The 23,097-nt window shown below is 64.6% G+C and carries 25 protein-coding genes and 1 pseudogene; 8 read left to right on the forward strand and 18 right to left on the reverse strand.

The features are described 5' to 3' along the window. Nucleotides 1-2: 2 nt before the first annotated feature. The 3 genes from MTX19_RS22050 to MTX19_RS22060 all read right to left on the reverse strand — a co-directional run bounded on the left by MTX19_RS22050 (nucleotide 3) and on the right by MTX19_RS22060 (nucleotide 3,132). Entirely contained in the window at nucleotides 3-587 is a 585-nt protein-coding gene (locus MTX19_RS22050; RefSeq protein ID WP_280979275.1) for an NnrU family protein, read from the reverse strand. Nucleotides 588-673: 86 nt separating this feature from the next. Continuing rightward, on the reverse strand, nucleotides 674-1,285 hold the full coding sequence (locus MTX19_RS22055; RefSeq protein ID WP_280979276.1) for a hypothetical protein: 612 nt from the start codon (nucleotides 1,283-1,285) through the stop codon (nucleotides 674-676). A 227-nt stretch (nucleotides 1,286-1,512) separates the two neighbouring features. Next, nucleotides 1,513-3,132: a peptide chain release factor 3 gene (locus MTX19_RS22060; RefSeq protein ID WP_280979277.1), complete on the reverse strand. Its 1,620-nt coding sequence runs from the start codon at nucleotides 3,130-3,132 to the stop codon at nucleotides 1,513-1,515. A 154-nt stretch (nucleotides 3,133-3,286) separates the two neighbouring features. Between MTX19_RS22060 and sugE the strand changes: the two genes are divergently transcribed. Then, entirely contained in the window at nucleotides 3,287-3,601 is a 315-nt protein-coding gene (gene sugE, locus MTX19_RS22065; RefSeq protein ID WP_280979278.1) for a quaternary ammonium compound efflux SMR transporter SugE, read from the forward strand. 4 nt (nucleotides 3,602-3,605) lie between these two features. Here sugE and MTX19_RS22070 read toward each other — a convergent pair whose 3' ends face one another. The 11 genes and pseudogenes from MTX19_RS22070 to MTX19_RS22120 all read right to left on the reverse strand — a co-directional run bounded on the left by MTX19_RS22070 (nucleotide 3,606) and on the right by MTX19_RS22120 (nucleotide 13,461). Next, nucleotides 3,606-4,610: an inorganic phosphate transporter gene (locus tag MTX19_RS22070; protein WP_280979279.1), complete on the reverse strand. Its 1,005-nt coding sequence runs from the start codon at nucleotides 4,608-4,610 to the stop codon at nucleotides 3,606-3,608. 4 nt (nucleotides 4,611-4,614) lie between these two features. Continuing rightward, the gene (locus MTX19_RS22075) at nucleotides 4,615-5,259 is read right to left on the reverse strand and encodes a DUF47 domain-containing protein (protein ID WP_280979280.1); all 645 of its coding nucleotides are present in this window, start codon (nucleotides 5,257-5,259) and stop codon (nucleotides 4,615-4,617) included. 210 nt (nucleotides 5,260-5,469) lie between these two features. Continuing rightward, a complete protein-coding gene (locus tag MTX19_RS22080) occupies nucleotides 5,470-6,438 on the reverse strand; it encodes a branched-chain amino acid ABC transporter permease (protein WP_280979281.1) in 969 nt (322 codons plus the stop codon). A gap of 1 nt (nucleotide 6,439) precedes the next feature. Then, a complete protein-coding gene (locus tag MTX19_RS22085; RefSeq protein WP_280971981.1) occupies nucleotides 6,440-7,303 on the reverse strand; it encodes a branched-chain amino acid ABC transporter permease in 864 nt (287 codons plus the stop codon). A 64-nt stretch (nucleotides 7,304-7,367) separates the two neighbouring features. Then, entirely contained in the window at nucleotides 7,368-8,597 is a 1,230-nt protein-coding gene (locus MTX19_RS22090; RefSeq protein WP_280979282.1) for an ABC transporter substrate-binding protein, read from the reverse strand. Between the two features lie 40 nt (nucleotides 8,598-8,637). Beyond that, a complete protein-coding gene (locus tag MTX19_RS22095) occupies nucleotides 8,638-9,381 on the reverse strand; it encodes an ABC transporter ATP-binding protein (protein ID WP_280979283.1) in 744 nt (247 codons plus the stop codon). Continuing rightward, nucleotides 9,374-10,129 (reverse strand): ABC transporter ATP-binding protein, encoded by a 756-nt coding sequence (locus MTX19_RS22100; RefSeq protein WP_280971984.1) that lies wholly within the window; start codon nucleotides 10,127-10,129, stop codon nucleotides 9,374-9,376. Before MTX19_RS22100 ends, MTX19_RS22095 begins: the two co-directional genes overlap by 8 nt. Nucleotides 10,130-10,610: 481 nt before the next feature. Beyond that, complete coding sequence (locus tag MTX19_RS22105; RefSeq protein ID WP_280979284.1) at nucleotides 10,611-10,976, reverse strand: ArsC family reductase; 366 nt, start codon at nucleotides 10,974-10,976, stop codon at nucleotides 10,611-10,613. 99 nt (nucleotides 10,977-11,075) lie between these two features. Next, nucleotides 11,076-11,272 (reverse strand): annotated as a pseudogene (locus MTX19_RS22110) (cytochrome P460 family protein); the annotation flags it as partial. Nucleotides 11,273-11,325: 53 nt separating this feature from the next. Then, nucleotides 11,326-12,651: a dicarboxylate/amino acid:cation symporter gene (locus MTX19_RS22115; protein ID WP_280979285.1), complete on the reverse strand. Its 1,326-nt coding sequence runs from the start codon at nucleotides 12,649-12,651 to the stop codon at nucleotides 11,326-11,328. Between the two features lie 105 nt (nucleotides 12,652-12,756). Beyond that, on the reverse strand, nucleotides 12,757-13,461 hold the full coding sequence (locus MTX19_RS22120) for a glutathione S-transferase N-terminal domain-containing protein (RefSeq protein ID WP_280985468.1): 705 nt from the start codon (nucleotides 13,459-13,461) through the stop codon (nucleotides 12,757-12,759). Between the two features lie 77 nt (nucleotides 13,462-13,538). On the opposite strand from MTX19_RS22120, the gene MTX19_RS22125 reads away from it, so the two are divergent. Next, entirely contained in the window at nucleotides 13,539-14,399 is an 861-nt protein-coding gene (locus tag MTX19_RS22125) for an SDR family oxidoreductase (RefSeq protein WP_280979286.1), read from the forward strand. Between the two features lie 72 nt (nucleotides 14,400-14,471). Here MTX19_RS22125 and MTX19_RS22130 read toward each other — a convergent pair whose 3' ends face one another. Further along, the gene (locus tag MTX19_RS22130; protein WP_280971989.1) at nucleotides 14,472-14,816 is read right to left on the reverse strand and encodes a Lin0512 family protein; all 345 of its coding nucleotides are present in this window, start codon (nucleotides 14,814-14,816) and stop codon (nucleotides 14,472-14,474) included. 402 nt (nucleotides 14,817-15,218) lie between these two features. Here MTX19_RS22130 and MTX19_RS22135 point away from each other — a divergent pair, with 402 nt between their 5' ends. From MTX19_RS22135 to MTX19_RS22155, 5 genes are all read left to right on the forward strand, one after another. Further along, nucleotides 15,219-15,521 carry a hypothetical protein gene (locus tag MTX19_RS22135; protein WP_280979287.1) on the forward strand — a complete coding sequence of 101 codons (303 nt, stop codon included), beginning with the start codon at nucleotides 15,219-15,221 and terminating at the stop codon, nucleotides 15,519-15,521. Between the two features lie 127 nt (nucleotides 15,522-15,648). Beyond that, entirely contained in the window at nucleotides 15,649-17,385 is a 1,737-nt protein-coding gene (locus tag MTX19_RS22140; RefSeq protein WP_280971991.1) for a type I secretion system permease/ATPase, read from the forward strand. Further along, nucleotides 17,382-18,710 carry an HlyD family type I secretion periplasmic adaptor subunit gene (locus MTX19_RS22145; RefSeq protein ID WP_280979288.1) on the forward strand — a complete coding sequence of 443 codons (1,329 nt, stop codon included), beginning with the start codon at nucleotides 17,382-17,384 and terminating at the stop codon, nucleotides 18,708-18,710. The genes MTX19_RS22140 and MTX19_RS22145 overlap by 4 nt, the downstream gene beginning before the upstream one ends. 26 nt (nucleotides 18,711-18,736) lie before the next feature. After that, complete coding sequence (locus tag MTX19_RS22150) at nucleotides 18,737-19,654, forward strand: hypothetical protein (protein WP_280979289.1); 918 nt, start codon at nucleotides 18,737-18,739, stop codon at nucleotides 19,652-19,654. 260 nt (nucleotides 19,655-19,914) lie between these two features. Beyond that, the gene (locus MTX19_RS22155) at nucleotides 19,915-20,271 is read left to right on the forward strand and encodes an MmcQ/YjbR family DNA-binding protein (RefSeq protein WP_280979290.1); all 357 of its coding nucleotides are present in this window, start codon (nucleotides 19,915-19,917) and stop codon (nucleotides 20,269-20,271) included. A 90-nt stretch (nucleotides 20,272-20,361) separates the two neighbouring features. On the opposite strand, the gene MTX19_RS22160 is transcribed toward MTX19_RS22155, so the two are convergent. Further along, a complete protein-coding gene (locus MTX19_RS22160; protein WP_280979291.1) occupies nucleotides 20,362-20,820 on the reverse strand; it encodes an SRPBCC family protein in 459 nt (152 codons plus the stop codon). Nucleotides 20,821-20,909: 89 nt separating this feature from the next. On the opposite strand from MTX19_RS22160, the gene MTX19_RS22165 reads away from it, so the two are divergent. Further along, entirely contained in the window at nucleotides 20,910-22,001 is a 1,092-nt protein-coding gene (locus MTX19_RS22165) for an adenylate/guanylate cyclase domain-containing protein (protein WP_280979292.1), read from the forward strand. Between the two features lie 5 nt (nucleotides 22,002-22,006). On the opposite strand, the gene MTX19_RS22170 is transcribed toward MTX19_RS22165, so the two are convergent. Then, nucleotides 22,007-22,249 (reverse strand): hypothetical protein, encoded by a 243-nt coding sequence (locus MTX19_RS22170; protein ID WP_280979293.1) that lies wholly within the window; start codon nucleotides 22,247-22,249, stop codon nucleotides 22,007-22,009. A 20-nt stretch (nucleotides 22,250-22,269) separates the two neighbouring features. After that, on the reverse strand, nucleotides 22,270-23,046 hold the full coding sequence (locus tag MTX19_RS22175) for a DUF899 domain-containing protein (protein ID WP_280979294.1): 777 nt from the start codon (nucleotides 23,044-23,046) through the stop codon (nucleotides 22,270-22,272). Nucleotides 23,047-23,097 lie beyond the last annotated feature (51 nt).

Consider the following 23,097-nt stretch of genomic DNA (forward strand, 5'->3'; position numbering starts at 1 on the left):
CGTCAGGCTCCCATCACAGGCACGCCGATCACGACCGGATGGAACGCAAACGCCAGCGCCAGATAAGCGATGACACCGACCGCGATCGCGATCAGGTCGTTGGTTGTCCCGCCCACCGGGATCGGCGGCGCGCCGGCATCCGTACGGCGTTTCAGCGAGATGCGGTCATAGACCGCCCAGCCGAGGAACGAGCCGAACAGGATGATCGAGCCGAGATCGCCGTTGGCGAGCAGATGCGCGAACGCCCACAGCTTCACGCCGGCAAGCATCGGATGCTTCAGCGTGGTGTAGATGCGGCCGCGGATATAGGAAGCCACCACCAGGATGACGGCAGGCAGCATCAGCGCCACCGTGATGTGCTTGAACGCCGTCGGCGGCGTCCAGACATCGATCCAACCTGTGGCGCGGTATTCGCCAAAGCCTCGGACGATCAGCACGAGGCCTGCGGCCGCTACGAGCGAATAGACGATCTTATAGCCGCCCTCGCCCATCGCCTTGACCAGGCCCGCGCGCATCCCGCGCAGGCTGGTCAGCACGTGGACGCCGAGGAACAGCACAAGACCCACGATCATGACGAGCAGTCCCACGATGTCCCTCCCCTGATGTCCTTGGTTGATGCCTTCGGGTATCACCTTCGGGCGGCCGAACGCAATGCATCACCCGCGCGTCCAGCTCACGGCTTGTCGGCCGGCTTGGCAAGCTCGCGATTGTCGACATAGCGGATCATGATCGGGCGGCCGGCCAAGGCCCCACCGAGCCCGCCGGTGAACTTCAGCGGCAGGCACGCATCGAGCGAGGCATTGATCGCATTCAGATAGGTAGAGCGCGTATCGGCCGGAACGCCCGACGTGGCGAATGTCATCCGCGGAGCGCCGATCATTTCACCCGACCGCTTGAAGCTGAACCGCACCGACATCTGCATGCCCTCGCGCGCGCTGTCGGCCGGCGGCGGCGACCAGCAGGCGCGCAGCGCGGCGAACAGGTCGCCGATGGTATTGAGGTCATGATTGGGCTTGCGGTACCTGTCGGTCTGATCGTGCGGCGGCACCGTCAGGACCGTGAGCTGCAGATTTTCACCGTACGGATAATCGATCTCGGGGAGACAGGGCCCGTGATTGAACACGCTGCAATAGGACGGCGTGCAGGGCCTGTTGTCGAGCACGCTGCACGGCTCATGTGCGAACGGAATCGGGTTGCTCTGATGCCGCGGCCGCGCGTCAACGGTGCCGGCAGGGCCGATGGCCAGCAGTGCAAGAGCGAGACAGATGGCAACGCGCCGGAGCATGCGAGCGAACCCTGAACGCCTACCGGAGAAAATGGTACCGCAACCTGATCGCATCAAGCGGGAACGCGTTCACGTCCCCGCGTTTACGCGGAAAGTCTCTGTAATTTGCGCTGTCATCGCCCGGCTGGACCGGGCGATCCAGTATTCCAGAGTTGGCTGCGAGTGACGGAGGAGCCGCGGCGTACTGGGTCCCCCGCCTCCGCGGGGACGACAACCGCGATGGGCCACTACGCCCGCTTCTTTACGTCCTTGACGTTGGAGAAGGTGATGCCCTCGGCGCGCTCGCGGGTGTAACCGAGATAGAACTCGTTCTTGGCCATGAACACGGGATCGCCATCGACATCGTCAGCGATGCCGGAATTGTTGGCAGCGATGAAGGCGTCGAGCTTCTTGCGGTCGTCGGAGGAAATCCAGCGCGCCAGCGAGAACTCGCTGACCTCGAACTCCACCGGCAGCGAGTATTCAGCATCGAGCCGCGCCTTGAGCACGTCGAGCTGCAGCGGGCCGACCACGCCGACCAGCGCCGGCGCGCCGTCGCGCGGGCGGAACACCTGGACGACGCCCTCCTCCGACATCTGCTGCAGGGCTTCCTTCAGCTTCTTGGCCTTCATTGCATCCGTCAGGCGGACGCGGCGGACGATTTCCGGCGCGAAGCTCGGCACGCCGACGAAGGTCAGCTCCTCGCCCTCGGTCAGGGTGTCGCCGATCCGCAGCGTGCCGTGATTGGGAATGCCGACGACGTCGCCGGCAAAGGCCTCATCGGCCACCGAGCGGTCCTGGGCGAAGAAGAATTGCGGGCTCGACAGGCTCATGTTCTTGCCGGTGCGCACCAGCTTGGCCTTCATGCCCCGGCTGAGCTTGCCCGAGCACAGCCGGGCGAACGCGATGCGGTCGCGATGGTTCGGATCCATGTTGGCCTGGATCTTGAACACGAAGGCGCTCATGCGCGGCTCCGCCGCCTCGACCTTGCGCAGATCGGAATCCTGCGCCCTCGGCGCGGGCGCGAATTTGCCGAGGCCTTCCAGCAGGTCGCCGACGCCGAAATTGCGCAGCGCGCTGCCGAAATACACCGGCGTCAGATGGCCCTCGCGAAACGCCTCGAGCTCGAACGGCTTGCAGGCCTCCGACACCAATTCGAGCTCGTCCTTGACCCCGGCGACATCGAGATTGGGATTGCGCGCGCCGAGATCGGCGATGTCGATCTGCTCGGCCTGCCCGGTCTTGGCGCCGCCGCCTTCGAGCAACCGCACGCCGCCATTGACGACGTCATAGGTACCGAGGAAGTCGCGGCCGCGGCCGACCGGCCAGGTCATCGGCGTGGTGTCGAGCGCCAGCGTCTTCTCGATCTCGTCCAAAAGCTCAAAGGTGTCGCGGCTCTCGCGGTCCATCTTGTTGATGAAGGTGATGATCGGGATGTCGCGCAGGCGACAAACCTCGAACAGCTTGCGCGTGCGCGCCTCGATGCCCTTGGCGGCGTCGATCACCATGACCGCGGAATCGACCGCGGTCAGCGTGCGATAGGTGTCTTCCGAAAAGTCCTCGTGGCCCGGCGTGTCCAGCAAGTTGAACACGAGGTCGTTGAACTCGAAGGTCATCACCGAGGTGACGACCGAGATGCCGCGCTCGCGCTCGATCTTCATCCAGTCCGAGCGCGTGTTGCGCCGCTCGCCCTTGGCCTTGACCTGGCCGGCAAGGTTGATGGCGCCACCGAACAGCAGCAGCTTTTCGGTCAGCGTGGTCTTGCCGGCGTCCGGGTGCGAGATGATCGCAAAGGTGCGACGTCGGGCAACTTCATCGGCAAGCGACGACCGGAACGGCGATTCGGCTGTAAGGGCGGTATCGGACATAGCGGGGAGCGTTTGGCAGGGAAAACGGACGCAATCAAGGGCGATTTGTCGCAATGCGGAATGGTCACAGCAAGCCATATAGGTATGGGAAGGACGACCTTCACCTCACCACACCACCAGCGGGGACGACCCTGCCTTATCCGGAGGGTTCGTTATGGCCTGGACCATTCTCTTCACCGCTGGCCTGCTGGAGATCGGCTGGGCGATTGGGCTGAAATATACCGAAGGTTTCTCGCGGATCGTACCGTCGGCGCTGACGCTGGCGGCGATGGCCGGCAGCATCATCCTGCTCGGCGTCGCGCTCAAGAGCTTGCCGATCGGAACCGCCTATGCGGTCTGGACCGGGATCGGCGCGGTCGGAACCGCGGCGCTCGGTATCGTCCTGTTCGACGAACCGGCCACTGCGATGCGGCTTGCCAGCATCGGGTTGATCGTCGCCGGCATCGTCGGGCTCAAGCTCGTGACCTGATCGATCACCGCAGGATCAGCACCGCCCAATAGGTCAGCGCGGCAACCGCCGCGGATGCGGGAATCGTGATCACCCAGGCGTAGACGATCGAGCTCGCCACGTTCCAGCGCACGGCGGACAGCCGCCGTGCCGCACCGACGCCGACGATGGCGCCGGTGATGGTGTGCGTGGTCGAGACAGGAACCCCGAGATAGGTCGCCATGAACAGGGTCGCGGCGCCGCCGGTCTCGGCGCAGAAGCCCTGCATCGGCGTCAGCTTCGTGATGCGCAGGCCCATGGTGCGGACGATCCGCCAGCCGCCCATCAACGTGCCCAGCGCCATCGCGCTCTGGCAGGCCAGCACCACCCAGAAAGGGATGTGGAACGTTTCGCCGGTGTGCCCCTGCGAATAGAGCAGCACGGCGATGATGCCCATGGTCTTCTGCGCGTCATTTCCGCCATGGCCGAGCGAATAGAGCGAGGCCGAGGCGAATTGCAGGATGCGGAACGCGCGATCGACCGCAAATGGCGTCGAGCGTACCGAGAGCCAGGACACGATCGCGACCAGCACCAGTGCCAGCACGAAGCCGACCAAAGGCGACAGCACGATCGCAAGCAGCGTCTTGGAGAGCCCGCTCCACACCGCCGCCGAAATTCCCGCCTTCGCCATCCCGGCGCCGACCAGGCCGCCGATCAGTGCGTGCGAGCTCGACGATGGAATGCCGAGTCCCCAGGTGAACAGGTTCCAGACGATCGCGCCAACCAGCGCCGCGAAGATCACGGTGGCATCTACGACCGACGGCTCGATGATCCCGGTGCCGATGGTGTTGGCAACGTGCAGGCCAAACACCGTGAAGGCGACGAAATTGAAGAACGCCGCCCAGAACACCGCATATTGCGGCCGCAGCACGCGCGTCGAGACGATGGTAGCGATCGAATTGGCGGCGTCGTGCAGGCCGTTCAGGAAATCGAACAGCAGCGCGACCGCGATCAGGATGACGAGAACGGGAAGACCCAACGTGGCGTCCACGTGACTAGACCTGCTCGATCACGATGGAGTTGATCTCGTTGGCGACGTCATCGAAGCGGTCGGCCACCTTCTCGAGATGATCGTAGATCTCCGCACCGACGATGAAGTCCATCGTGTTGGCGTCGCGATGCTTCAGGAACAATTCCTTCAGGCCGATATCGTGGAGATCGTCGACCCGGCCCTCGAGCTTGGTCAGCTCCTCGGTGATCTGGGTCAGCATCACGACATTCTGCCCGATCGATTGCAGCAGAGGCAGCGCGCGGCCGACCAGATTGGCGCATTCGATGATCAGGCTGCCGATCTCGCGCATCGGCGGTTCGAACGATCGCACCTCGAACAGCACGACCGCCTTCGCGGTCTGCTGCATCTGGTCGACGGCATCGTCCATCGACGTGATCAGGCTTTTGATGTCGCCGCGGTCGAACGGTGTGATGAAGGTGCGGCGGACGGCGGTCAGGACCTCACGGGTGATGTTGTCCGCGTCGTTCTCGAACTGATTGACACGTTGGCAGAAGACGGGCGTCTCCTCCCCGCCCTTCAGCATGTCCTGCAGCGCCATCGCGCACTGCACGGAGGTCTGGGCGTGGCGGGCGAACAGGTCGAAAAACCGCTCTTCCTTGGGCAGAAAGGAGCGAAACCAGCGCAACATTGTTCAGTTCCATCGTTTTGGACGGCCATCGGAAGCCGTCACAAAACTGTCATAGAACATTTCGCGAGGAAAGCATCCGGGGGCGACCGCCCGAATGGGCGGTCATCCACCGCTATGTCGGCTCTCGAAAGGGCAGCTCGCCCCTGCCCTGAATTCTGGTTTAACGCGATTTCTTCGCGCGAAACCGGGGTCCACTCCGCTGGAAAACGCCTACAGCGAGCGCCGGAGGTAATGGGCGAGCTCGCCGACGAGACCGCGCCGGAACAGCAGCACGCAGGCCACGAAGATGACGCCCTGGATCACCGTCACCCACTGGCCGAAGCCGGCAAGATATTGCTGCATGGCGATGATCACGAAGGCGCCGACCACGGGTCCGAAAATCGTGCCGAGACCGCCGACCAGCGTCATCAGCACGATTTCACCGGACATCGACCAATGCACGTCGGTGAGCGAGGCGTTCTGCGCCACGAAGACCTTCAGCGAGCCGGCGAATCCCGCCAGCGTGCCCGACAGGATGAAGGCGAGCAGCTTGTACTGGTCGGTCTTGTAGCCCAGCGAAATCGCGCGTGGCTCGTTCTCGCGGATCGACTTCAGGACCTCGCCGAACGGCGAATTGATGGTCCGGTAGATCAGGAGGAAGCCGGCGAGGAATCCGACCAGCACGACGTAATAGAGCACCATCGGCTTGGAGAGGTCGAAGATCCCGAACAGGTGGCCCTGCGGAATGCCCTGGATGCCGTCTTCGCCGTGGGTGAACGGCGCCTGCAGATAGATGAAGTAGAGCAGCTGCGACAGCGCCAGCGTGATCATCGAGAAATAGATGCCCTGCCGGCGGATCGAAATGTAACCGGTGATGAGGCCGAGCAAGGCCGCAGCAGCCGTGCCGACCACGATGCCGAGCGCGGGCGGCAGCCCCCACACCTTCAGCGCATGCGCCGACACGTAGCCCGCGGTGCCAAGGAACATCGCGTGGCCGAACGACAGCAGGCCGCCATAGCCGATCAGAAGGTTGAAGGCGCAGGCGAGCAGCGCGAAGCACAGCGCCTGCATGACGAAGAAGGGATAGACCCCCGTCCACGGCACCACCGCCAGCAGCACCGCCATCACGGCGAACACAATCATTTCGTCGCGCATCGCGCGCGGCGTCACCGGAATCGTATCGTCGGTCAATGCTGACATATCAGGCCGCCCGTCCCGTCAGTCCCGTGGGTTTCACCAGCAGCACCAGCACCATCAGGACAAACACCACGGTGTTGGAGGCTTCGGGATAAAAATACTTGGTCAGTCCCTCGATCACGCCGAGCGCGAAGCCCGTGATGATCGATCCCATGATCGAGCCCATGCCGCCGATCACGACCACCGCGAACACCACGATGATCAGATCGGCGCCCATCAGCGGCCGGACCTGGTTGATCGGCGCCGATAGCACGCCGGCAAGCGCCGCGAGGCCGACGCCGAGCCCGTAGGTCAGCGTGATCATGCGCGGCACGTTGATGCCGAAGGCGCGCACCAGCGTCGGGTTTTCGGTGGCGGCGCGCAGGTAAGCGCCGAGCTGCGTCTTCTCGATCAGGAACCAGGTCGCCAGGCAAACCACAAGCGAGAACACGACGACCCAGCCACGATAGATCGGCAGGAACATGAAGCCGAGATTCATGCCGCCCCTGAGCTGATCCGGGATCGAATAAGGCAGACCGGACGAGCCGAAATAATTCTGGAACACACCCTGAATGATCAGCGCAATGCCGAAGGTCAGAAGCAGCCCGTAGAGATGGTCGAGCCCCGTCAGCCATTGCAGCATGGTGCGTTCGAGGATCATGCCGAAGATGCCGACCACGATCGGCGCGATGATCAGCGCCCACCAGTAGTTGATGCCGCCCAGGTTGAGCAGGAAATACGCCACGAAGGCGCCCATCATGTAGACCGCGCCGTGCGCGAAATTGATGATGTTGAGCATGCCGAAGATCACGGCGAGCCCCAGACTGAGCAACGCATAGAACGAGCCGTTGATCAGTCCCACCAGGAGCTGTGCGTATAAAGCCTGCATCGAATGAGCTTTCGCTTGGGTAGACAAAGCCCGCCGGTCACGCCGTGACCGGCGGGCACGATCGTTACTTCTTCAGCAATGGGCAGGTGCTTTTGTCGAGCGGGGTGAAAGCCTGGTTGCCCGGCACGGTGCCGACCAGCTTGTAGAAATCCCACGGCCCCTTGGACTCCGACGGCTTCTTCACCTCGAACAGATAGGCGCTGTGGGTGACACGGCCGTTGGGCTGGATCTCGCCCTTGCCGAACAGAGGATCGTCGGTCGGGATCGACTTCATCTTGGCGACCACCTTGACGCCGTCATGCGGATTGCCGCCGAGCGCTTCCAGCGCCTTGAAATAATGCATCAGGCCCGCATAGACGCCGGCCTGCACCATGGTCGGGGGAGCGCTGTTCTTCATCCGCTCCGAGAAGCGCTTGGAGAAGGCACGGGTCTGGTCGTTCAGATCCCAGTAGAACGTCTCGGTGAAGTTGAGGCCCTGCGCGGTCTCGAGCCCGATCGCCTTGACGTCGGTCAGGAACAGCAGGAGCGCGGCGAGCTTCTGGCCGCCCTTGACGATGCCGAACTCGGCGGCCTGCTTGATCGAGTTGGTGGTGTCGCCGCCGGCATTGGCAAGACCGATGATCTTGGCCTTGGAGGCTTGCGCCTGCAGAAGGAAGGAGGAGAAGTCCGCGGTGTTGAGCGGATGCTTGACGCCGCCGACCACCTTGCCGCCATTGGCGGTGACGACGGCGGTGGTGTCGCGTTCCAGCGCCGCGCCGAACGCATAGTCCGCGGTCAGGAAGAACCACGTGTCCCCGCCCGCCTTCACCAACGCCTGGCCGGTGGCGTGGGCGAGCATGTAGGTGTCGTAGGTCCAGTGCACCGTGTTCGGCGAGCACTGCGCGTTGGTCAGATCCGAGGTCGCGGCGCCCGAGTTGATGTAGACGCCGTTCTTTTCCTTCACGACGTTGTTGACCGCGAGCGCGACGCCGGAATTCGGCACGTCGACGACCACGTCGACCTTGTCGACGTCGAACCACTGCCGGGCGATGGTGGTGCCAATGTCGGGCTTGTTCTGGTGATCGCCGGAGATGAGATCGATGGTCCAGCCCTTGGCCTTCAGGCCGGAATCCTCGATCGCCATCTGCGCCGCCAGCGTCGAGCCGGGACCTGCGAGGTCGGCATAGAGGCCGGACTGATCGGACAGTGCGCCGATCTTGACCGTCTTGTCCATCTTGTCCTGGGCGGAGGCGACGCTCGCGGCGCTGAACACCATCGCGGTGCCGAGCAGAAGCGCTGAAATCGTATTCCTCATCCGGTATTCCCTCGTCCTAAATTTTCTGGTTCAGGCGATCTCAGACGCCAAGGTAAGTATGGAGCTTGTCCATGTTGGCCGACAGTTCCGAATTCGAGAATCCGTCGATCACCTTGCCGTGCTCGACGATGTAGTAGCGGTCGGCAACGGTCGAGGCGAAGCGGAAATTCTGTTCGACCAGAAGGATGGTGAATCCCTCCGACTTCAGGCGCGAAATGGTGCGGCCGATCTGCTGGATGATGACCGGCGCCAGCCCTTCGGTCGGCTCGTCCAGCATCAGGAAGCGCGCGCCGGTGCGCAGGATGCGCGCGATCGCCAGCATCTGCTGCTCGCCGCCCGAAAGCTTGGTGCCCTGGCTGGTGAGGCGCTCCTTCAGGTTCGGAAACAGCGTGAAGATCTGGTCGAGCGACAGGCCCCCGCTCCGCACCACCGGCGGCAGCATCAGGTTTTCGCGCACGTCGAGGCTCGAGAAGATGCCGCGCTCCTCAGGGCAGAACGCAATTCCCATCCGCGCGATCCTGTCGGACGTGGCGCGGATGATCTCCTGATTGTTGAACCGGATGGAGCCGGAGCGCTTGCCGATGACACCCATCACCGACTTCAGCGTCGTGGTCTTGCCGGCGCCGTTGCGGCCGAGCAGCGTCACGACCTCGCCGGCCTTCACGCTGAAATTGATGCCGTGAAGGATGTGGGACTCACCGTACCAGGCCTGCAGATCCTTGACCGACAGCACCTCGGCGCTGGCAGCCGTCGCGGGGGCTTCCGCCAGTTTCGCCTCAGCCATGACCCGCTCCCAGATAGGCTTCCTTCACGCGCTCGTCCTTGGAGAGGTCGGCGTAGTTGCCCTCCGCCAGCACCTGGCCGCGCGTCAGCACGGTGATGACGTCGGAAAGATTGGCCACGACCGAGAGGTTATGCTCGACCATCAGGATGGTGTATTTGGCGGAAATCCGCTTGATCAGCGCCGCAATCTTGTCGATGTCCTCATGGCCCATGCCGGCCATCGGCTCGTCGAGCAGCATCATCTCCGGGTCGAGCGCGAGCGTCGTCGCAATTTCAAGTGCGCGCTTGCGGCCATAGGGCATCTCGACCGCCGGCGTGTTGGCGAATTCGCTCAAGCCGACGTCGTTCAACAGCTCATGGGCGCGCGGATTGAAGTGGTCGAGCACGGTCTTGGAGCGCCAGAAATCGAACGACGCACCGTGCTGGCGCTGCAAGGCCACGCGGACGTTTTCGAGCGCTGTCAGATGGGGAAACACCGCCGAAATCTGGAACGACCGGACCAATCCGAGCCGCGCCACGTCGGCCGGCGGCATCGCGGTGATATCCTGCCCCTTGTAGCGGATCTCGCCCGCCGAAGGGTTCAGGAATTTGGTCAACAGGTTGAAACAGGTTGTCTTGCCGGCGCCGTTAGGCCCGATCAACGCGTGAATGTGACCGCGACGCACCTTCAGCGCGACGTCACGAACTGCGAAGAAACCCGCGAATTCCTTGGTCAATCCGCTGGTTTCGAGAATGAACTCATCGGCCAAATAGAATCCCCCATACGCCATCGCTGCGAGGCCTCTCGCCCGCGTGGCCAGTTCTTTTGATGTCCGACAGGTTGTCCGATGCGTCCTGGAAACCGTCCGGAGCCCGCCGCCTCCGGGCCGGAATATGCCGTCATCCGTGGCGGTTACGCAAGGTGGAAAGCTGTGCAGCGCGGCATCGCCAACACCGGTTCCGGTTCATCCTTAGTCGAATGGCATTCGCTCGCGCTTTGCGCATCGGAAAGCGGCCGTTAACGGTGTTTTGCTGCGAATCGGCGCCTTCATAGAATATTTCCGTCCCCGACCGAAGCCTGCCGATGTGCACAGAGGGCCCACGGCCTTGCAGTTCGAGAGCGCAAATCCCTCGATCGTCAAGTCGACAGGCAACGTGAGTTCCTGAACGCATGGCTGCGACTCCGTGGCAGCGGCCAGACGGTTCCGCGGATGGACGAGCGAACCGGTCTCCACTTCGCTCGAAAACGCTTCAGCTCTTGCGCGCCTTCGCCGGCATTTCCTTGGCGTAGAGATCCGGCTTGAAGCCGACCACGCGCTTGGCCCCGAGGTCGAGCACGGGCCGCTTGATCATCGACGGCTGATCGGCCATCAGCGCCAGCGCCTTGCGCTCGTTCAATCCGTCCTTGTCGGCGTCCGGCAGCTTCTTGAAGGTAGTCCCGGCGCGATTGAGCAGCGTCTCCCAGCCGACTTCATCGCTCCACTGCTCGAGCTTGTCCTTGCCGATTCCGGCGATCTTGTAGTCGTGAAAATCATAGGCCACGCCGTGATCGTCGAGCCAGGCGCGGGCTTTCTTCATGGTGTCGCAGTTCTTGATGCCGTAGATGGTGATGGTCAATGCCGTTCCCCGCATGCGATTGCTGCGGGAAATTATCCCCACAGCAATTACAGCGCCAGATCGGACCGGGTCTGTCTCCACACCGATATTCGCCGCGCTTCAGCGTGCGTAATGCGTGAAGACGAAGTCGTGATCCTTGGCGTGTGCCTCATGGCAGGCAAAGCAGGTCTCGTGCTGGGCCGCATCGACCGGCTTGCCGTCAATGAAGCGGCCAAAGCCCCATCCGCCGGTCGAGGCATATTTGTCGGAGTCCTTGACCATGACCTGGACGGTGTCGCCGGTCCCGTGACGAAGGCGCCCTCGAGGCCGGCGACGGGCTTGCGCTTCCAGGCCAGCGTTCCGGACGGACCTACCCCGTCCCGCCCGGCTCCAGCGCCTCGCCGAGTTCGAGCGGATGCGCCATCGTCTCATGCAGCGCATCCTTGTCGAGCTCGCCTTCGGAAAGGCTGATCACCACGCAGGCGACGCCGTTGCCGACCAGGTTGGTGAGCGCGCGGCACTCGCTCATGAACTTGTCGATGCCGACCAGGATCGCGATCGACTGGATCGGAATGTCGGGCACGATCGACAGCGTCGCCGCGAGCGTGATGAAGCCCGCGCCGGTGACGCCGGAGGCGCCCTTCGAGGTGATCATGGCGATGCCGAGAATGCCGAGCTCCTGCCACATCGTCAGATGCGTGTTGGTGGCCTGTGCCAGGAACAGCGTCGCCAGCGTCATGTAGATGTTGGTGCCGTCGAGGTTGAAGCTGTAGCCGGTCGGGATAACGAGGCCGACCACCGAGCGCGAGGCGCCGAGATGCTCCATCTTCTGGATCATCTGCGGCAGCACGGTCTCCGATGACGAGGTGCCGAGCACGATCAGGAGCTCGTCCTTGATATAGGCGATGAAGCGGAGGATCGAGAAGCCCGCGAGCCGCGCAATGGCGCCGAGCACGATCAGCACGAACAGCACACTGGTGAGATAGAAGGTACCGATCAGCGCGGCCAGGTTCCACAGCGAGCCGAGCCCGTAGGCGCCGACTGTGAAGGCCATGGCGCCGAACGCGCCAAGCGGCGCGACGCGAACGATGATGCGGATGATGCCGAAGAACACCTTGGCGGCCTTGTCGATCGCCGCCGCGATCGGCTCGCCGGCCTTGCCCATGAACGCGATGGCAAATCCGGAGAGGATCGAGATCAGCAGCACCTGCAGGAGGTCGCCGCGCGAAAGCGCCCCGAAATAGCTGTCCGGAATGATCGCCATCAGGTGGGCGACGATGCCCTCCTCCTTCGCCTTGCTGACGTAGGTCGCGACCGACTTCGGATCGATCGTGGTCGGATCTATGTTGAAGCCGTGGCCAGGCTGCAGCAATTCGCCGACCAGAAGGCCGATCGCGAGCGCAACCGTCGACACGGTCTCGAAATAGATCAGCGCCTTCAGCCCGACCCGGCCGACGCGCTTGAGGTCGCCCATCGAGGAGATGCCGTGCACCACCGTGCAGAAGATCACCGGCGCGATCATCATCTTGATCAGCGCAATGAAGCCGTCGCCGAGCGGCTTCAGCGCCTTGCCGAGGCCGGGGTTGTAATGCCCGATCAGGATGCCGAGCGCGATCGCGATCAGCACCTGGACATAGAGAACCTTGTACCAGGGCTGATGACGGTGAACGGCAGGCCGGATCGCGTCTGTGGTCATGGGCGGGCTCGAGGCAGGAATGGAAGGACGGGCGGAACGATCATGGCGAAGCAGAGCGCGGCCGACAACGGGTTTTCTCGCTTACGAACTGCTCAATCGCGCGGCCTAGGGCCGCTTCGGAATATTCAGTCCACGCTGCACGGCAGGACGCGCGAGCCCGCGCTCCAGCCAGGCCGCAACGTCCTTGAACTGGTCGAACTCGACAAGCCCGCGTGCATCGTAGAAGCCGATCAGATTGCGCACCCAGCCGAGCATCGAGATATCGGCGATGGTGTACTCGTCATCCATGAACCACTGCCGCCCTGCGAGGTGTGTCTCCATCACGCCGAGCAGACGCTTGGATTCCGCGATGTAGCGCTGCAGCGGCCGCTTGTCTTCATAGTCCTTGCCGGCGAATTTGTTGAAGAAGCCGACCTGGCCGAACATCGGGCCGATGCCGCCCATCTGGAAATGAACCCACTGGATGGTTTCGTAACGGCGCGCCGGACCCGCCGGCAGCAGCTTGCCGGTCTTCTCGGCCAGGTATTGCAGGATGGCGCCGGATTCGAACAAGGGCAGCGGCTTGCCGCCGGGGCCGTCGGGATCGAGGATCGCCGGGATCTTGCCGTTCGGGTTCAGCGAGAGGAACTCCGCTGTCTTCTGGTCGTCCTTGTTGAAGTCGACGAGATGCACTTCGTAAGGCAGCCCGATCTCCTCGAGCATGATCGAGACCTTCACCCCATTCGGCGTCGGCAACGAATAGAGCTGCAAGCGATCCGGATGCTGAACGGGCCAGCGTTTTGTAATCGGAAAGGCGGAGAGATCGGCCATATTGATGGTCTTTGCGTCGTTGTGATTGGCTAGCTAATGTACGGACCTCGATGCAAGCCGCAAGGGCCGGACCGACCATGACAGATCAAGCGGAGTCTGAACGGCTCGGCCTCTCCGACGACGAACTGGCGATCCATCCGACCGTGTTTGCATCCGATGCGCTGGCCGGTCAGGTGGCGGTCGTCTCCGGAGGCGCCGGCGGCATCGGCCGCGCCATCGCGTGGCTGTTCGCACGGCTCGGCGCTGATGTCATCGTGGTCGGCCGCAACAGCGACAAGCTCAATGCGCTGGTCGACGCTCTCAGGCGGCGCGGCCTGACGGCCTCCGCGCATGTGGCCGACATCAAGGACCCCGACGCCGTCAACAAGATGTTCGAGGCGATCTGGGCCGCACATGGCCGCGTCGATATCCTGGTCAACAGCGCCGGCGGCCAGTTCCCGCAGGCCGCGATCGACTTTTCGGTCAAGGGCTGGAACGCGGTCATCAATACCAACCTCAACGGCACCTGGTACATGATGCAGGCGGCGGCGCAGCTCTGGCGTGACCGCAAGCACCCGGGCAGCATCGTCAACATCGTCGTGGTCACCACCCACGGCCTCTACGGCATCGCGCACACGATCGCGGCGCGATCCGGCGTGATCGGGCTGTCGCGCGCGCTCGCGGTCGAATGGGCGCCGCTGAACATCCGCGTCAACTGCATCGCCCCTGGTGCGATCGAAACCGAGGGCTGGAACGTCTACACCGCGGAAGCGCGCGCCGCCTATCCGCGCTCCAATCCGATGATGCGCCCGGGCTCGCCCTGGGACATCGCCGAGGCCAGCGCCTATCTCGCAGGCCCCTCCGGCAAATTCATCACCGGCGAGACGCTGACCGTCGACGGCGGCGGTCAGCATTGGGGCGAGACCTGGACCACCGGCAAGCCGGACTATTTCAAATGATGCTGTCACGTTGCGTGCGAAACCGCGGGGCGGGCAAAGGCGCCCTTCGCGCCTTTGCCACGGACCGACGCATCATTTCCCATCATCGAAGCTGACGATGACCGCCGCATTTGCAATGAGGATCGGGTCATTGCCCTGGTCTGACGGGATTTCGAGCCCGCCTGCGATCGCCTTCACTGTTTTTGTGCCATATGGCAGCTCCTTGGCGACTTCAGCGGTGTCGACGCCCTCCGGATTCGGCACGGCGATCGTGACGTCGACGAACATGTCGTTCGCGGTCTTGCCGAGCATGCGGAAGAAGCCGAGGCTGGAGTGGCGGATGGCGTCGGAGACCGCGCGTTTGGCAGCCTTGGTGGCGTCGCGTCCGTGGACGTCGACGCCCATGCCCATTTCGGTGATGCAGCGCACGCGTGTCATAAAAGCTTCCTGTTATTGTTGACGTGAAAGGCTTTCAATCCATCGACCGCGGCGCCCGCGACGTCAACCCACATGCGCCTCATGTCAGGTTCTTCATCTCAAGGCATCAAGGCCACTGAAGCGCCCCCGGCGCCTTCGACAACGTCATTGCGCGGAGCGTTAGCGACGAAGCAATCCATACCTCCGCAAGCAGTGACATGGATTGCCTCCGCCTTCGCCAAGGCGAGCGCGTGGCTCGCGCGCTCCACGACGACGGTCGAGGACATACGTACGGTTCCTGTTCCTCGCTCATGAAATGAGCACGAAATGGTCGCATATGAGTCCGCAACCTTTTGCGCGCGAATGACTTTGTGGCCTGCGACGCTTTGCGTCGCGCCAAGCCAATCAAACAAAGGAGTTCACATGGCACTTCTCGGAAACCTGCTCGACACTGTCGACGGACTGCTCGGTTCTGCAACCGGCTCGCTCTCAGGCAGTGTCGGCGCAGGCGGCGGTGCATCGGCGGGCGCCAGCGGAACGGTCGATCTCTCGCACACGCTTGATCTCGGTGCGGTGGTCGAAACCAATCCGAGCGTCAACCTTTCGGCATCCGGCCTGGCCGGAACCGGCGGCATCGACGCCTCAGTTTCCGCTCCGACCATGATCGGCGCCACGGCCGATGTCGGTCACCTTGATGTGGGTGGCCTGCTCCACGGGCTCGCCTGAGTCCGGAAAGTCTCACAACACGTGGCGTGGGGAGACTTCCCCACGCCATCGTCCCTGATGCCGCTGGCCGCCGGAGCCGGCGGTTCCTGCATCGTGACCCTGCATGGCAGTTTGAGGACTTCTCCGAATGCATTCGGACTCGCTGGCAGTTTTTGACGAAACTGTCGCACATTCGCGTCGAAGCGATGGTGTCCGCCAGGCGCTCGTCGCGCTATGGCCGCACTTTCTGTGGGCCGGCCTGTTCTCGAGCGGCATCAACCTGCTTTATCTGAGTTCGCCGCTCTATCTGATGCAGGTCTATAACCGCGTCCTGCTCAACGAGAACATCTCGACCCTCGTCCTTCTCACCCTGATCCTCGCGATCGCGCTGCTTACCATGGCGCTGCTCGACGCGGTGCGCGCCTGGATCCTGATCCGCTGCGGCATCCGCCTCGACATGGACCTGTCGCGGCGCGTGTTCGAGGCGCTGGTGGTTCGCTCCGCGGAGCGCGGAGCCTCACGCGGTGCGCAGCAGCTGCGCAATCTCGACCAGTTCCGCACCTTCGTGACCGGACCCGGCATCTACTTCGCCTTCGACCTGCCGTGGATCCCGATCTACCTGATGCTGCTGTTCTTCATCCATCCGCTGCTCGGCATCGTCGCGACCCTCGGCGCGATCCTGCTGCTCGGCCTTGCCGGGCTCAACGAGGTCATGACGCGCGAGCCGATGAAGCGGGCGGAGGCCGCCGGCAACCAGTCCTATGTCTTCACCGAGAACGTGCTGCGTCATGCCGATGTCATCCGCGCCATGGGCATGCAGCCCGCGGTCGAGCACAACTGGCAGAGCCAACGCTCCTCGATGCTGGTGCAGCAGGCTCATGCCAGCGACAAGAACGCGGTCATGACCTCCTCGATTCGTTTCTTCCGCCTGCTGCTGCAATCCCTGATGCTCGGCACCGGCGCCTGGCTTGCGATCGATCATGCGATTGCGCCCGCGACGATCTTCGCCGCCAGCATCGTGATGGGCCGCGCGCTGGTGCCGGTCGAGCAGGCGGTCGGCACCTGGAAGCAGTTCATCGGCGCGCGCGAAGCCTATGTCGAGGTACGCGACCTGCTCGCCGAGGTCGACCTGACGCCGCCCCGCACCATCGTGCCGCGCGCCCGCAACACAATCGACGTGCGCGATGTCAGCTGCGTCCTGCCGGCGCGGCAGGAGCCGGTCATCAAGGGCCTGTCGTTCGAGCTCGCAGGCGGACAGGCGCTCGGCATCGTCGGCGCCAGCGGCTCGGGCAAGAGCACGTTGGCGCGCATGCTGGTCGGCGCGATCGCGCCCGCCGGCGGACGGCTGCGCTTCGGCGGGCTCGATTACAGCCATTGGGATCCGCTCGAGTTCGGCCGCCATGTCGGGTACCTGCCGCAGGATGTCGGCCTGTTCGTCGGCAGCGTGCGCGAGAACATCGCGCGCTTCGGCAACGCCTCGACCGAGGAGATCATCGACGCGGCCAAGCGCGCCGGCATCCACGAGATGATCCTCGACCTGCCCAAGCAATACGACACGCAGCTCGGCGCCGGCGGCGTCGGCCTCTCCGGCGGACAGCGCCAGCGCCTCGCGCTGGCACGCGCGCTGCTCGGCCGCCCGCCTCTGCTCGTGCTCGACGAGCCTAACGCCAATCTCGACGGCCCCGGCGAGGAGGCGCTGAAGGCGGCGTTGCTGCAGGCCAAGACCGAGGGTGCGACCGTCATCGTCATCACCCATCGCACCACCATCCTCGACATCGTCGACGTCATGATGGTGCTGCGCAACGGCCTGCTCGACATGCTCGGGCCGCCCGGCGAAATCTATCAGAGCTTGCAGCAGCAGGCCGCCGCGCGAGGTGCCACATGACGGTGATCGGCGAGGATTTTGCCCCGATCCGCGACCGCGCCTCGTACTCGCGGCCCGAGCGGCCGGCATGGCTCGGCGCCGGCGTGGTCGCAGCCTTTGCGGGCGCGATGACGATGTGGGGCACGCTGGCACCGATCTCCGGCGCGGCGATCGCCAACGGCAACCTCCAGGTCGAGGGACGGCGGCAGAGCGTGCAGCACCCCTACGGCGGCGTGGTGCGCCAGCTCCTGGTGCGCGACGGTGCCCATGTCGAGAAGGGGCAGCTCCTGATCGCACTCGACGACAGCGACCCGCGCGCCAAGCTCGACGTCCTCGTCGCCGATCGCGACGCCGCCCTCGCCGCGGAGGCGCGGCTGGTCGCCGAGCGTGACGGCCAGGACGCGCCTGCCTTTGGCGACGACCTGCGCGCACGGAGCGACAAAGCCACCGTACGCCAGGCGATGGCCAACGAGACCGCGATGATGGCCGCGCGGAAACATCAGTTCGAAGCCGAGACCGCGGTGCTGCGAGGCAAGATCAAGGAGCTCACCGCGCAGATCGGCGGGACGCAGGCGCAACTGACCGGCACGCAGAAGCAGCGCGAGCTGCTGACGGACGAGATGAATGGCGCGCAGCATTTGTACGAACAGGGCTATACGCCGAAGACCCGGATCCTGGCGCTGCAGCGCGAGGATGCCAAGCTGCAAGCCGACATCGGCGCGCAACAGGCCAACATAGCCGGCATGCAGCAGCAGATCGCGCAGAACGAGCTCGAGATCGCCAAGGCGGAGCGCGCGCGGATGAGCGAGATCACCGACCAGCTCCGCTCGACCGAGACCAAGCTCGCCGAGCTCGCCCCCAAGATCGACGCCGCGAGCGACGTGGTGGCGCGCACCAGGATCACCGCGCCTGCGACCGGTTCGGTGGTCGGCCTCGACGTCTTCACCGAGGGCGGCGTGATCCAGCCAGGCGCCAAGCTGATGGACGTCGTGCCGTCGGACAATCCGCTGATCGCCGACGCCAGGCTCAAGCTCTCCGACATCAACGACGTCACCACCGGCCGTCGCGCCGAGGTCAGGCTTATCGGCGTGAACTATGCCGAACGGCCGCGCCTCTACGGTACCGTCAAGACGGTGTCTGCGGACCGGTTGACCGATGACAAGTCGTCGCCCGGCTACTACGCGGTCGAGGTCGCGCTCGATCCTGATGACGTCAGGAAATCGCATATCGAGCTGCAGCCAGGCATGCCGGCCGAGGTGATCGTGCCGACACGCCAGCGCACGCTGTTCGAATATCTGCTCGGACCGCTGCGCGACGAGATTACGCGCGGTTTCCGGGAACGTTGACGTTCCGGGAACGCTGAGGAGCTGCCATGGCTATGTCAGACAAGGACAACACGCGACGCGCACATGCCGCCGAAACCGCGCGCCAGATTGCGTCCGGTGAGACCGCGGCCTTCTTCACGACGTTGCTCGCCGTCCTGAACGAGGCCGAAGCCGCGCCGCGCGTCATCCACCACGACCCGGAGCGGCCCGCGCCGGAGCCCGCCTTGCACCCCGCGCAGCCCGCCGATCCGTCCGCGAAGGAGCCTGCGCCGCCCGATCCTCATCTCCACGAGCAACACGCAGGCAGCGCCGATACGCCGCCGGCGCAGCCCACAGCGATGGATCACGCTGATGCCGGCCCTTCGCCCGAGCCAGACCATGCGACGGCGACGACGGCATCGGCTGGCACCGCCTCCGCCGCGCATGCCCCGACCTCGTCTATTCCAGCGGAGACTCCCGGCACATCGGCCGATCATGCATCGCCGCACGACGCCGCCGGAAGCCATGTCATTGTCAGCGCGCCGCCGACCACAGATCTTGCGGCTTCCCTCATGCAGCCCGTCGACACCATCAAGAACCTGGTCGACAGCTCCCTTGCGACGGTGTCGCACGTGATCTCGGATGTCAGCGCCACGATCGGCCAGGTGACATCGTCACTGTCTGATTCGATCAACCATCTCACCGACGGCCTGACCGGCATGGTGTCGAGCGTTGTTCATGACTCGCCGGTCACGACCGTCGTCGAACCTGTCCTGACTGATATCCTCGGCTCGACCCAGGACAGCTCAGCGCATTCGCCTGCGAGCACACCCTCCAGCATTCCGTTGCTTGACACCGCCGGCGCGATCCCAATGGCCCCGCTCCATCCGCTTCCGCTCCACCTCGGCTTCCTCGGCCAGCCGACGACCGACGGCCATGAGACACACGACGCGGCCTTCTCGGCGCTCGGTATCCATCATTTCTGATCGGCCGCTGGCCCCGTTCAGGTCACCGCGACCGCCGAAAATGATGCGGTGAAATGCCCGCACCCTTGCGATGAAGCCATCATCGCCAACCAAAAGGCTGCCGACCGGTGGCGCCACAGGCGCCGCGTCACGCCACCTTCAAGCACAGACCGTGCTGCCCTTGAGCGGCATTCGCCCAAATGGTCACCACTTAAGGCTTGTCGACCTTTACGCACCCAGACTAAGCATGCGCGCACGTCTCTCCGCCGCTAGCCGATGCCATGAGCCCGAAGGCTTTCGAAAAGCACTGCCTGAGCCTGCCCGCCACCACCAAGGTGGTGCAATGGGAAGGCACGTCGGTGTTCAAGGTCGGCGGCAAGATGTTTGCGCTGGGTGGCGGCTTCGTCGAACGGCTCGGCGGCGGCTTCATGTTCAAGACCTCGAACATGGCCTACCAACTCCTGATCGAGCAGGGCCTGGCGCGGCCGGCGCCCTATCTGGCGCGCGCCAAATGGGTGCAGCTTGTCGGCAACAACGCGCTGCCCGACGCCGAGCTCAAAGCCTATCTCGACCAGGCGCACGCGCCGATTGCGGCGAGGCTGACGCGAAAGTCGCGCAAGGCGCTCGGGCTCGCGTAACGCTCCGCGTCATTGCCGCCTGGCGTGGCGACAGTGGCGGCGCGCCGTGCGGATTCCAGCGGAGGCGCGCGCGTCCTTGCATGCGCGGTGTCAGGCGCGGCGGTGTGGACCGTGATCCGGACCAGGATCCTGGCCCGCGGCCACCAGCGCGAGCCGGCCGAGATAGTGCGCCCATCCCTTGTCATGGCTGGCGCACTGCGCCGCATTGGGCAGGCCGCTGTGGGTCATGCGCAACAGGGTGCCGCTGTCCTTGTCGATCAGATCGATCTCGATCAGGCTCGATCCCGGCGGCACCTCCTCGCCTCCTTCCCAGCCGAAGCTGTAGGCGAGCCGGTGCACCGGCACGACCTCGCGGAACGCGCCGCGCGCGGCGCGTTCATGATCGTCGCCGACGCCCTTGAGGAAGAACAGGCCACCCGGATGCAGCTCGGTCTTTGCCTCGAGGCCCATCCAGCTCACGATCTTCTGCGGATCGGTCAGGAAGGCGAACACCGAAGCTGGCGGGGCTGCGATCTCGATTTCACGCCTGACGACGAAGGGTTCACTCATCGATCGATCCTCCCATGGCCGCGAACTTAACCGATGAACTTAACGGATAACGCGTGACAAGAGTGAGGCGTCACCCCCATGATGCCGCGATGCAGTTGTCTTCGACGTTGAGCTGGCTGGTCGACGCCGCAGCCGAGACCGCGGGCGCCAGCTGGCTGCTGGCGGAACTCGGTGCGCATCTGCTTGCGGACGGCCTGCCGCTCGCCGGCGGCGCCCTCACGCTCGAGGTTCCGCATCCCCTGATCGCGAGGCGCACCTGGCTGTGGCGCGCCGACAACGGTGAGGTCATCGAGGCGCTCGGCTTCGCGCCGCAGCAGCCCTTTGGCATGTTCGACACGGCCGCATCCGGCGATGCCGGCCGCCGCTGGCTCAGCGGGCTCGCGCCGGGCCCGGTGCATGAAGACACCATCGGCCCGCGCCCGGATGGGCCGACGCTCGGCTGGATCGGGACCCGCCCCTTCACGCCCGACGAGGCGGATCAATTGCGCGATGCAGCGCGCTTCACCGCGGCGCCGCTGGCCGCGCTCGCCACGCGAGCCACGCTGGCCGCGGCGCTGGAAGCCTATCTCGGCCGGCGCAGCGCGGCGCGCGTGTTGGCATCGCCGTTGCGGCGCAATACCGGCGAGACCATCAAGGCCGCGCTGTTGTTTGCCGACCTGCGCGGCTTCACCGCACTCTCCGAGAGCCATCCTCCCGCCGAGGTGATCGCCGCGCTCGACGCCTGGTTCGATCGCATCGCCGGCGCGATCCACGCCTTCGGCGGCGAAGTGCTGAAATTCATCGGCGACGGCCTGCTCGCGATCTTTCCGGTCACGACCAGCCCGCGCAGCGCCTGCGAGGCCGCGCTGCGCGCGGTCTCGGCCGCACGCCTCGGCATGGCGCATCTCGATGCCGAGCGCCGCAAACAGGGTCTGCCGCCGCTGCCGTTCGGCGCGGCGCTGCATCTCGGCGACATGCTCTGGGGCAATATCGGCGCCGCCGATCGTCTCGACTTCACCGCGATCGGCTCCGCGGTCAATCTGGTCAGCCGGCTCGAAGGGCTGTGCAAGCCGCTGCAGAAAACCGTGCTGGTGTCGGGCGCGCTGGCCGCCGAGACCGAGATGCCGCTGGTCGCGCTCGGCACGCATGAGCTGCGCGGCATCGTGCGGCCCTGCGCGGTGTTCGCCCTGCCGGAAGATTGAACCGGTCATCGCAGCAGCCGCATCCATGGCGCCAGATGGAACGCGCTCATCAGCGCATACATCGGGACCATGCCCTGAAGCGAAATCGGCCCTTGCGTGGCGACACACAGAATGTCGGCCGGCGCGGCCACCGCGATCAGCGCCATGATCGCGAAGGTCGGCGCGGCCGCCAGCGACAGCCAGCGCGCTGCTGTCTGGCCGTATCCGCGCGGCCGCGCGCCGACGATTGATGTGGTCTGATCGCTCATCACCCGTCTCCCCGAATGGATCAGGCCGCGTCGTACTCGTCGTGGCGACGCCACCAGGCAGGGCCGGTCTCGTTGCGTCCTTTGGGCGCGCGATCGAGCCAGGGATACATGCCCCAGATGCCGTCGAGGCCGCGGGCGTAGGTCGAATAGGTGTGATAGATCGCGCCGTCCTCGCGGACGAAGGCACTCATGCCCGGCCGCTCGCGAAGGAAGGTTGCGCGGTCGGTCCCGCACATCGCGGAGTGGGACACGGACCGCGGGGCCTCGCCGCCCTGCGGCTCGTCGCGCCGCACGAATGGCGGTTCGCGCCGGTAGTTGTAGTCGATGCCAATGTTCTGCTGATCCTCGGTGAACCAGACATTGAAGTCGGCGTTGAAGTCGCTCGGAGACGACGACACCCATGGAAACGTCCAGCCCATCCGCCGCTTGTAGGCCTGCAGCTTTGCGAGCGGCGCCCGCGAGACCGCTGACAGCATCACGTCGTGATGAGCGAGATGGACCGCAAATCCGTTGAAACCGTCGGCGATCATCGAGCAGGACGGACAGCCGGCGGCGTAATCGGGGCCGAACATGAAATGGTAGATGAGGAGCTGCGAGCGGCCCCGGAACAGGTCTGCCAGCGAAGCGCTGCCGTCGTCCGTATCGAACCGGTAGTCCTTGTCGATCCGGACCCACGGCAGGCCCTGCCGCTGCCGGGCTACGGCGTCACTGCGCCGCGTCAACTCCTTCTCGGCCTGCAGCAGGTCCAGCCGGGCCGCAAGCCATTGCTCGCGCGTTCCTATTTGGTGACTGGTCATCGTATAGATCTCCTTGGCCATGGCGTTCCGCCGTCATGTGCTAGATTAGGC

It is taken from the genome of Bradyrhizobium sp. ISRA464 (assembly GCF_029910095.1).
Lineage (GTDB): Bacteria > Pseudomonadota > Alphaproteobacteria > Rhizobiales > Xanthobacteraceae > Bradyrhizobium.

Coding starts and splice junctions, on each gene's coding strand:
- MTX19_RS22170 (WP_280979293.1), bottom strand. CDS start 22,249: ATGAGCGATCAGACCACATCAATCGTCGGCGCGCGGCCGCGCGGATAC.
- sugE (WP_280979278.1), top strand. CDS start 3,287: ATGGCCTGGACCATTCTCTTCACCGCTGGCCTGCTGGAGATCGGCTGG.
- MTX19_RS22085 (WP_280971981.1), bottom strand. CDS start 7,303: ATGCAGGCTTTATACGCACAGCTCCTGGTGGGACTGATCAACGGCTCG.
- MTX19_RS22125 (WP_280979286.1), top strand. CDS start 13,539: ATGACAGATCAAGCGGAGTCTGAACGGCTCGGCCTCTCCGACGACGAA.
- MTX19_RS22115 (WP_280979285.1), bottom strand. CDS start 12,651: ATGACCACAGACGCGATCCGGCCTGCCGTTCACCGTCATCAGCCCTGG.
- MTX19_RS22055 (WP_280979276.1), bottom strand. CDS start 1,285: ATGCTCCGGCGCGTTGCCATCTGTCTCGCTCTTGCACTGCTGGCCATC.
- MTX19_RS22135 (WP_280979287.1), top strand. CDS start 15,219: ATGGCACTTCTCGGAAACCTGCTCGACACTGTCGACGGACTGCTCGGT.
- MTX19_RS22075 (WP_280979280.1), bottom strand. CDS start 5,259: ATGTTGCGCTGGTTTCGCTCCTTTCTGCCCAAGGAAGAGCGGTTTTTC.
- MTX19_RS22120 (WP_280985468.1), bottom strand. CDS start 13,461: ATGGCCGATCTCTCCGCCTTTCCGATTACAAAACGCTGGCCCGTTCAG.
- MTX19_RS22175 (WP_280979294.1), bottom strand. CDS start 23,046: ATGACCAGTCACCAAATAGGAACGCGCGAGCAATGGCTTGCGGCCCGG.
- MTX19_RS22140 (WP_280971991.1), top strand. CDS start 15,649: ATGCATTCGGACTCGCTGGCAGTTTTTGACGAAACTGTCGCACATTCG.
- MTX19_RS22155 (WP_280979290.1), top strand. CDS start 19,915: ATGAGCCCGAAGGCTTTCGAAAAGCACTGCCTGAGCCTGCCCGCCACC.
- MTX19_RS22080 (WP_280979281.1), bottom strand. CDS start 6,438: ATGTCAGCATTGACCGACGATACGATTCCGGTGACGCCGCGCGCGATG.
- MTX19_RS22130 (WP_280971989.1), bottom strand. CDS start 14,816: ATGACACGCGTGCGCTGCATCACCGAAATGGGCATGGGCGTCGACGTC.
- MTX19_RS22160 (WP_280979291.1), bottom strand. CDS start 20,820: ATGAGTGAACCCTTCGTCGTCAGGCGTGAAATCGAGATCGCAGCCCCG.
- MTX19_RS22165 (WP_280979292.1), top strand. CDS start 20,910: ATGCAGTTGTCTTCGACGTTGAGCTGGCTGGTCGACGCCGCAGCCGAG.
- MTX19_RS22095 (WP_280979283.1), bottom strand. CDS start 9,381: ATGGCTGAGGCGAAACTGGCGGAAGCCCCCGCGACGGCTGCCAGCGCC.
- MTX19_RS22150 (WP_280979289.1), top strand. CDS start 18,737: ATGGCTATGTCAGACAAGGACAACACGCGACGCGCACATGCCGCCGAA.
- MTX19_RS22060 (WP_280979277.1), bottom strand. CDS start 3,132: ATGTCCGATACCGCCCTTACAGCCGAATCGCCGTTCCGGTCGTCGCTT.
- MTX19_RS22145 (WP_280979288.1), top strand. CDS start 17,382: ATGACGGTGATCGGCGAGGATTTTGCCCCGATCCGCGACCGCGCCTCG.
- MTX19_RS22090 (WP_280979282.1), bottom strand. CDS start 8,597: ATGAGGAATACGATTTCAGCGCTTCTGCTCGGCACCGCGATGGTGTTC.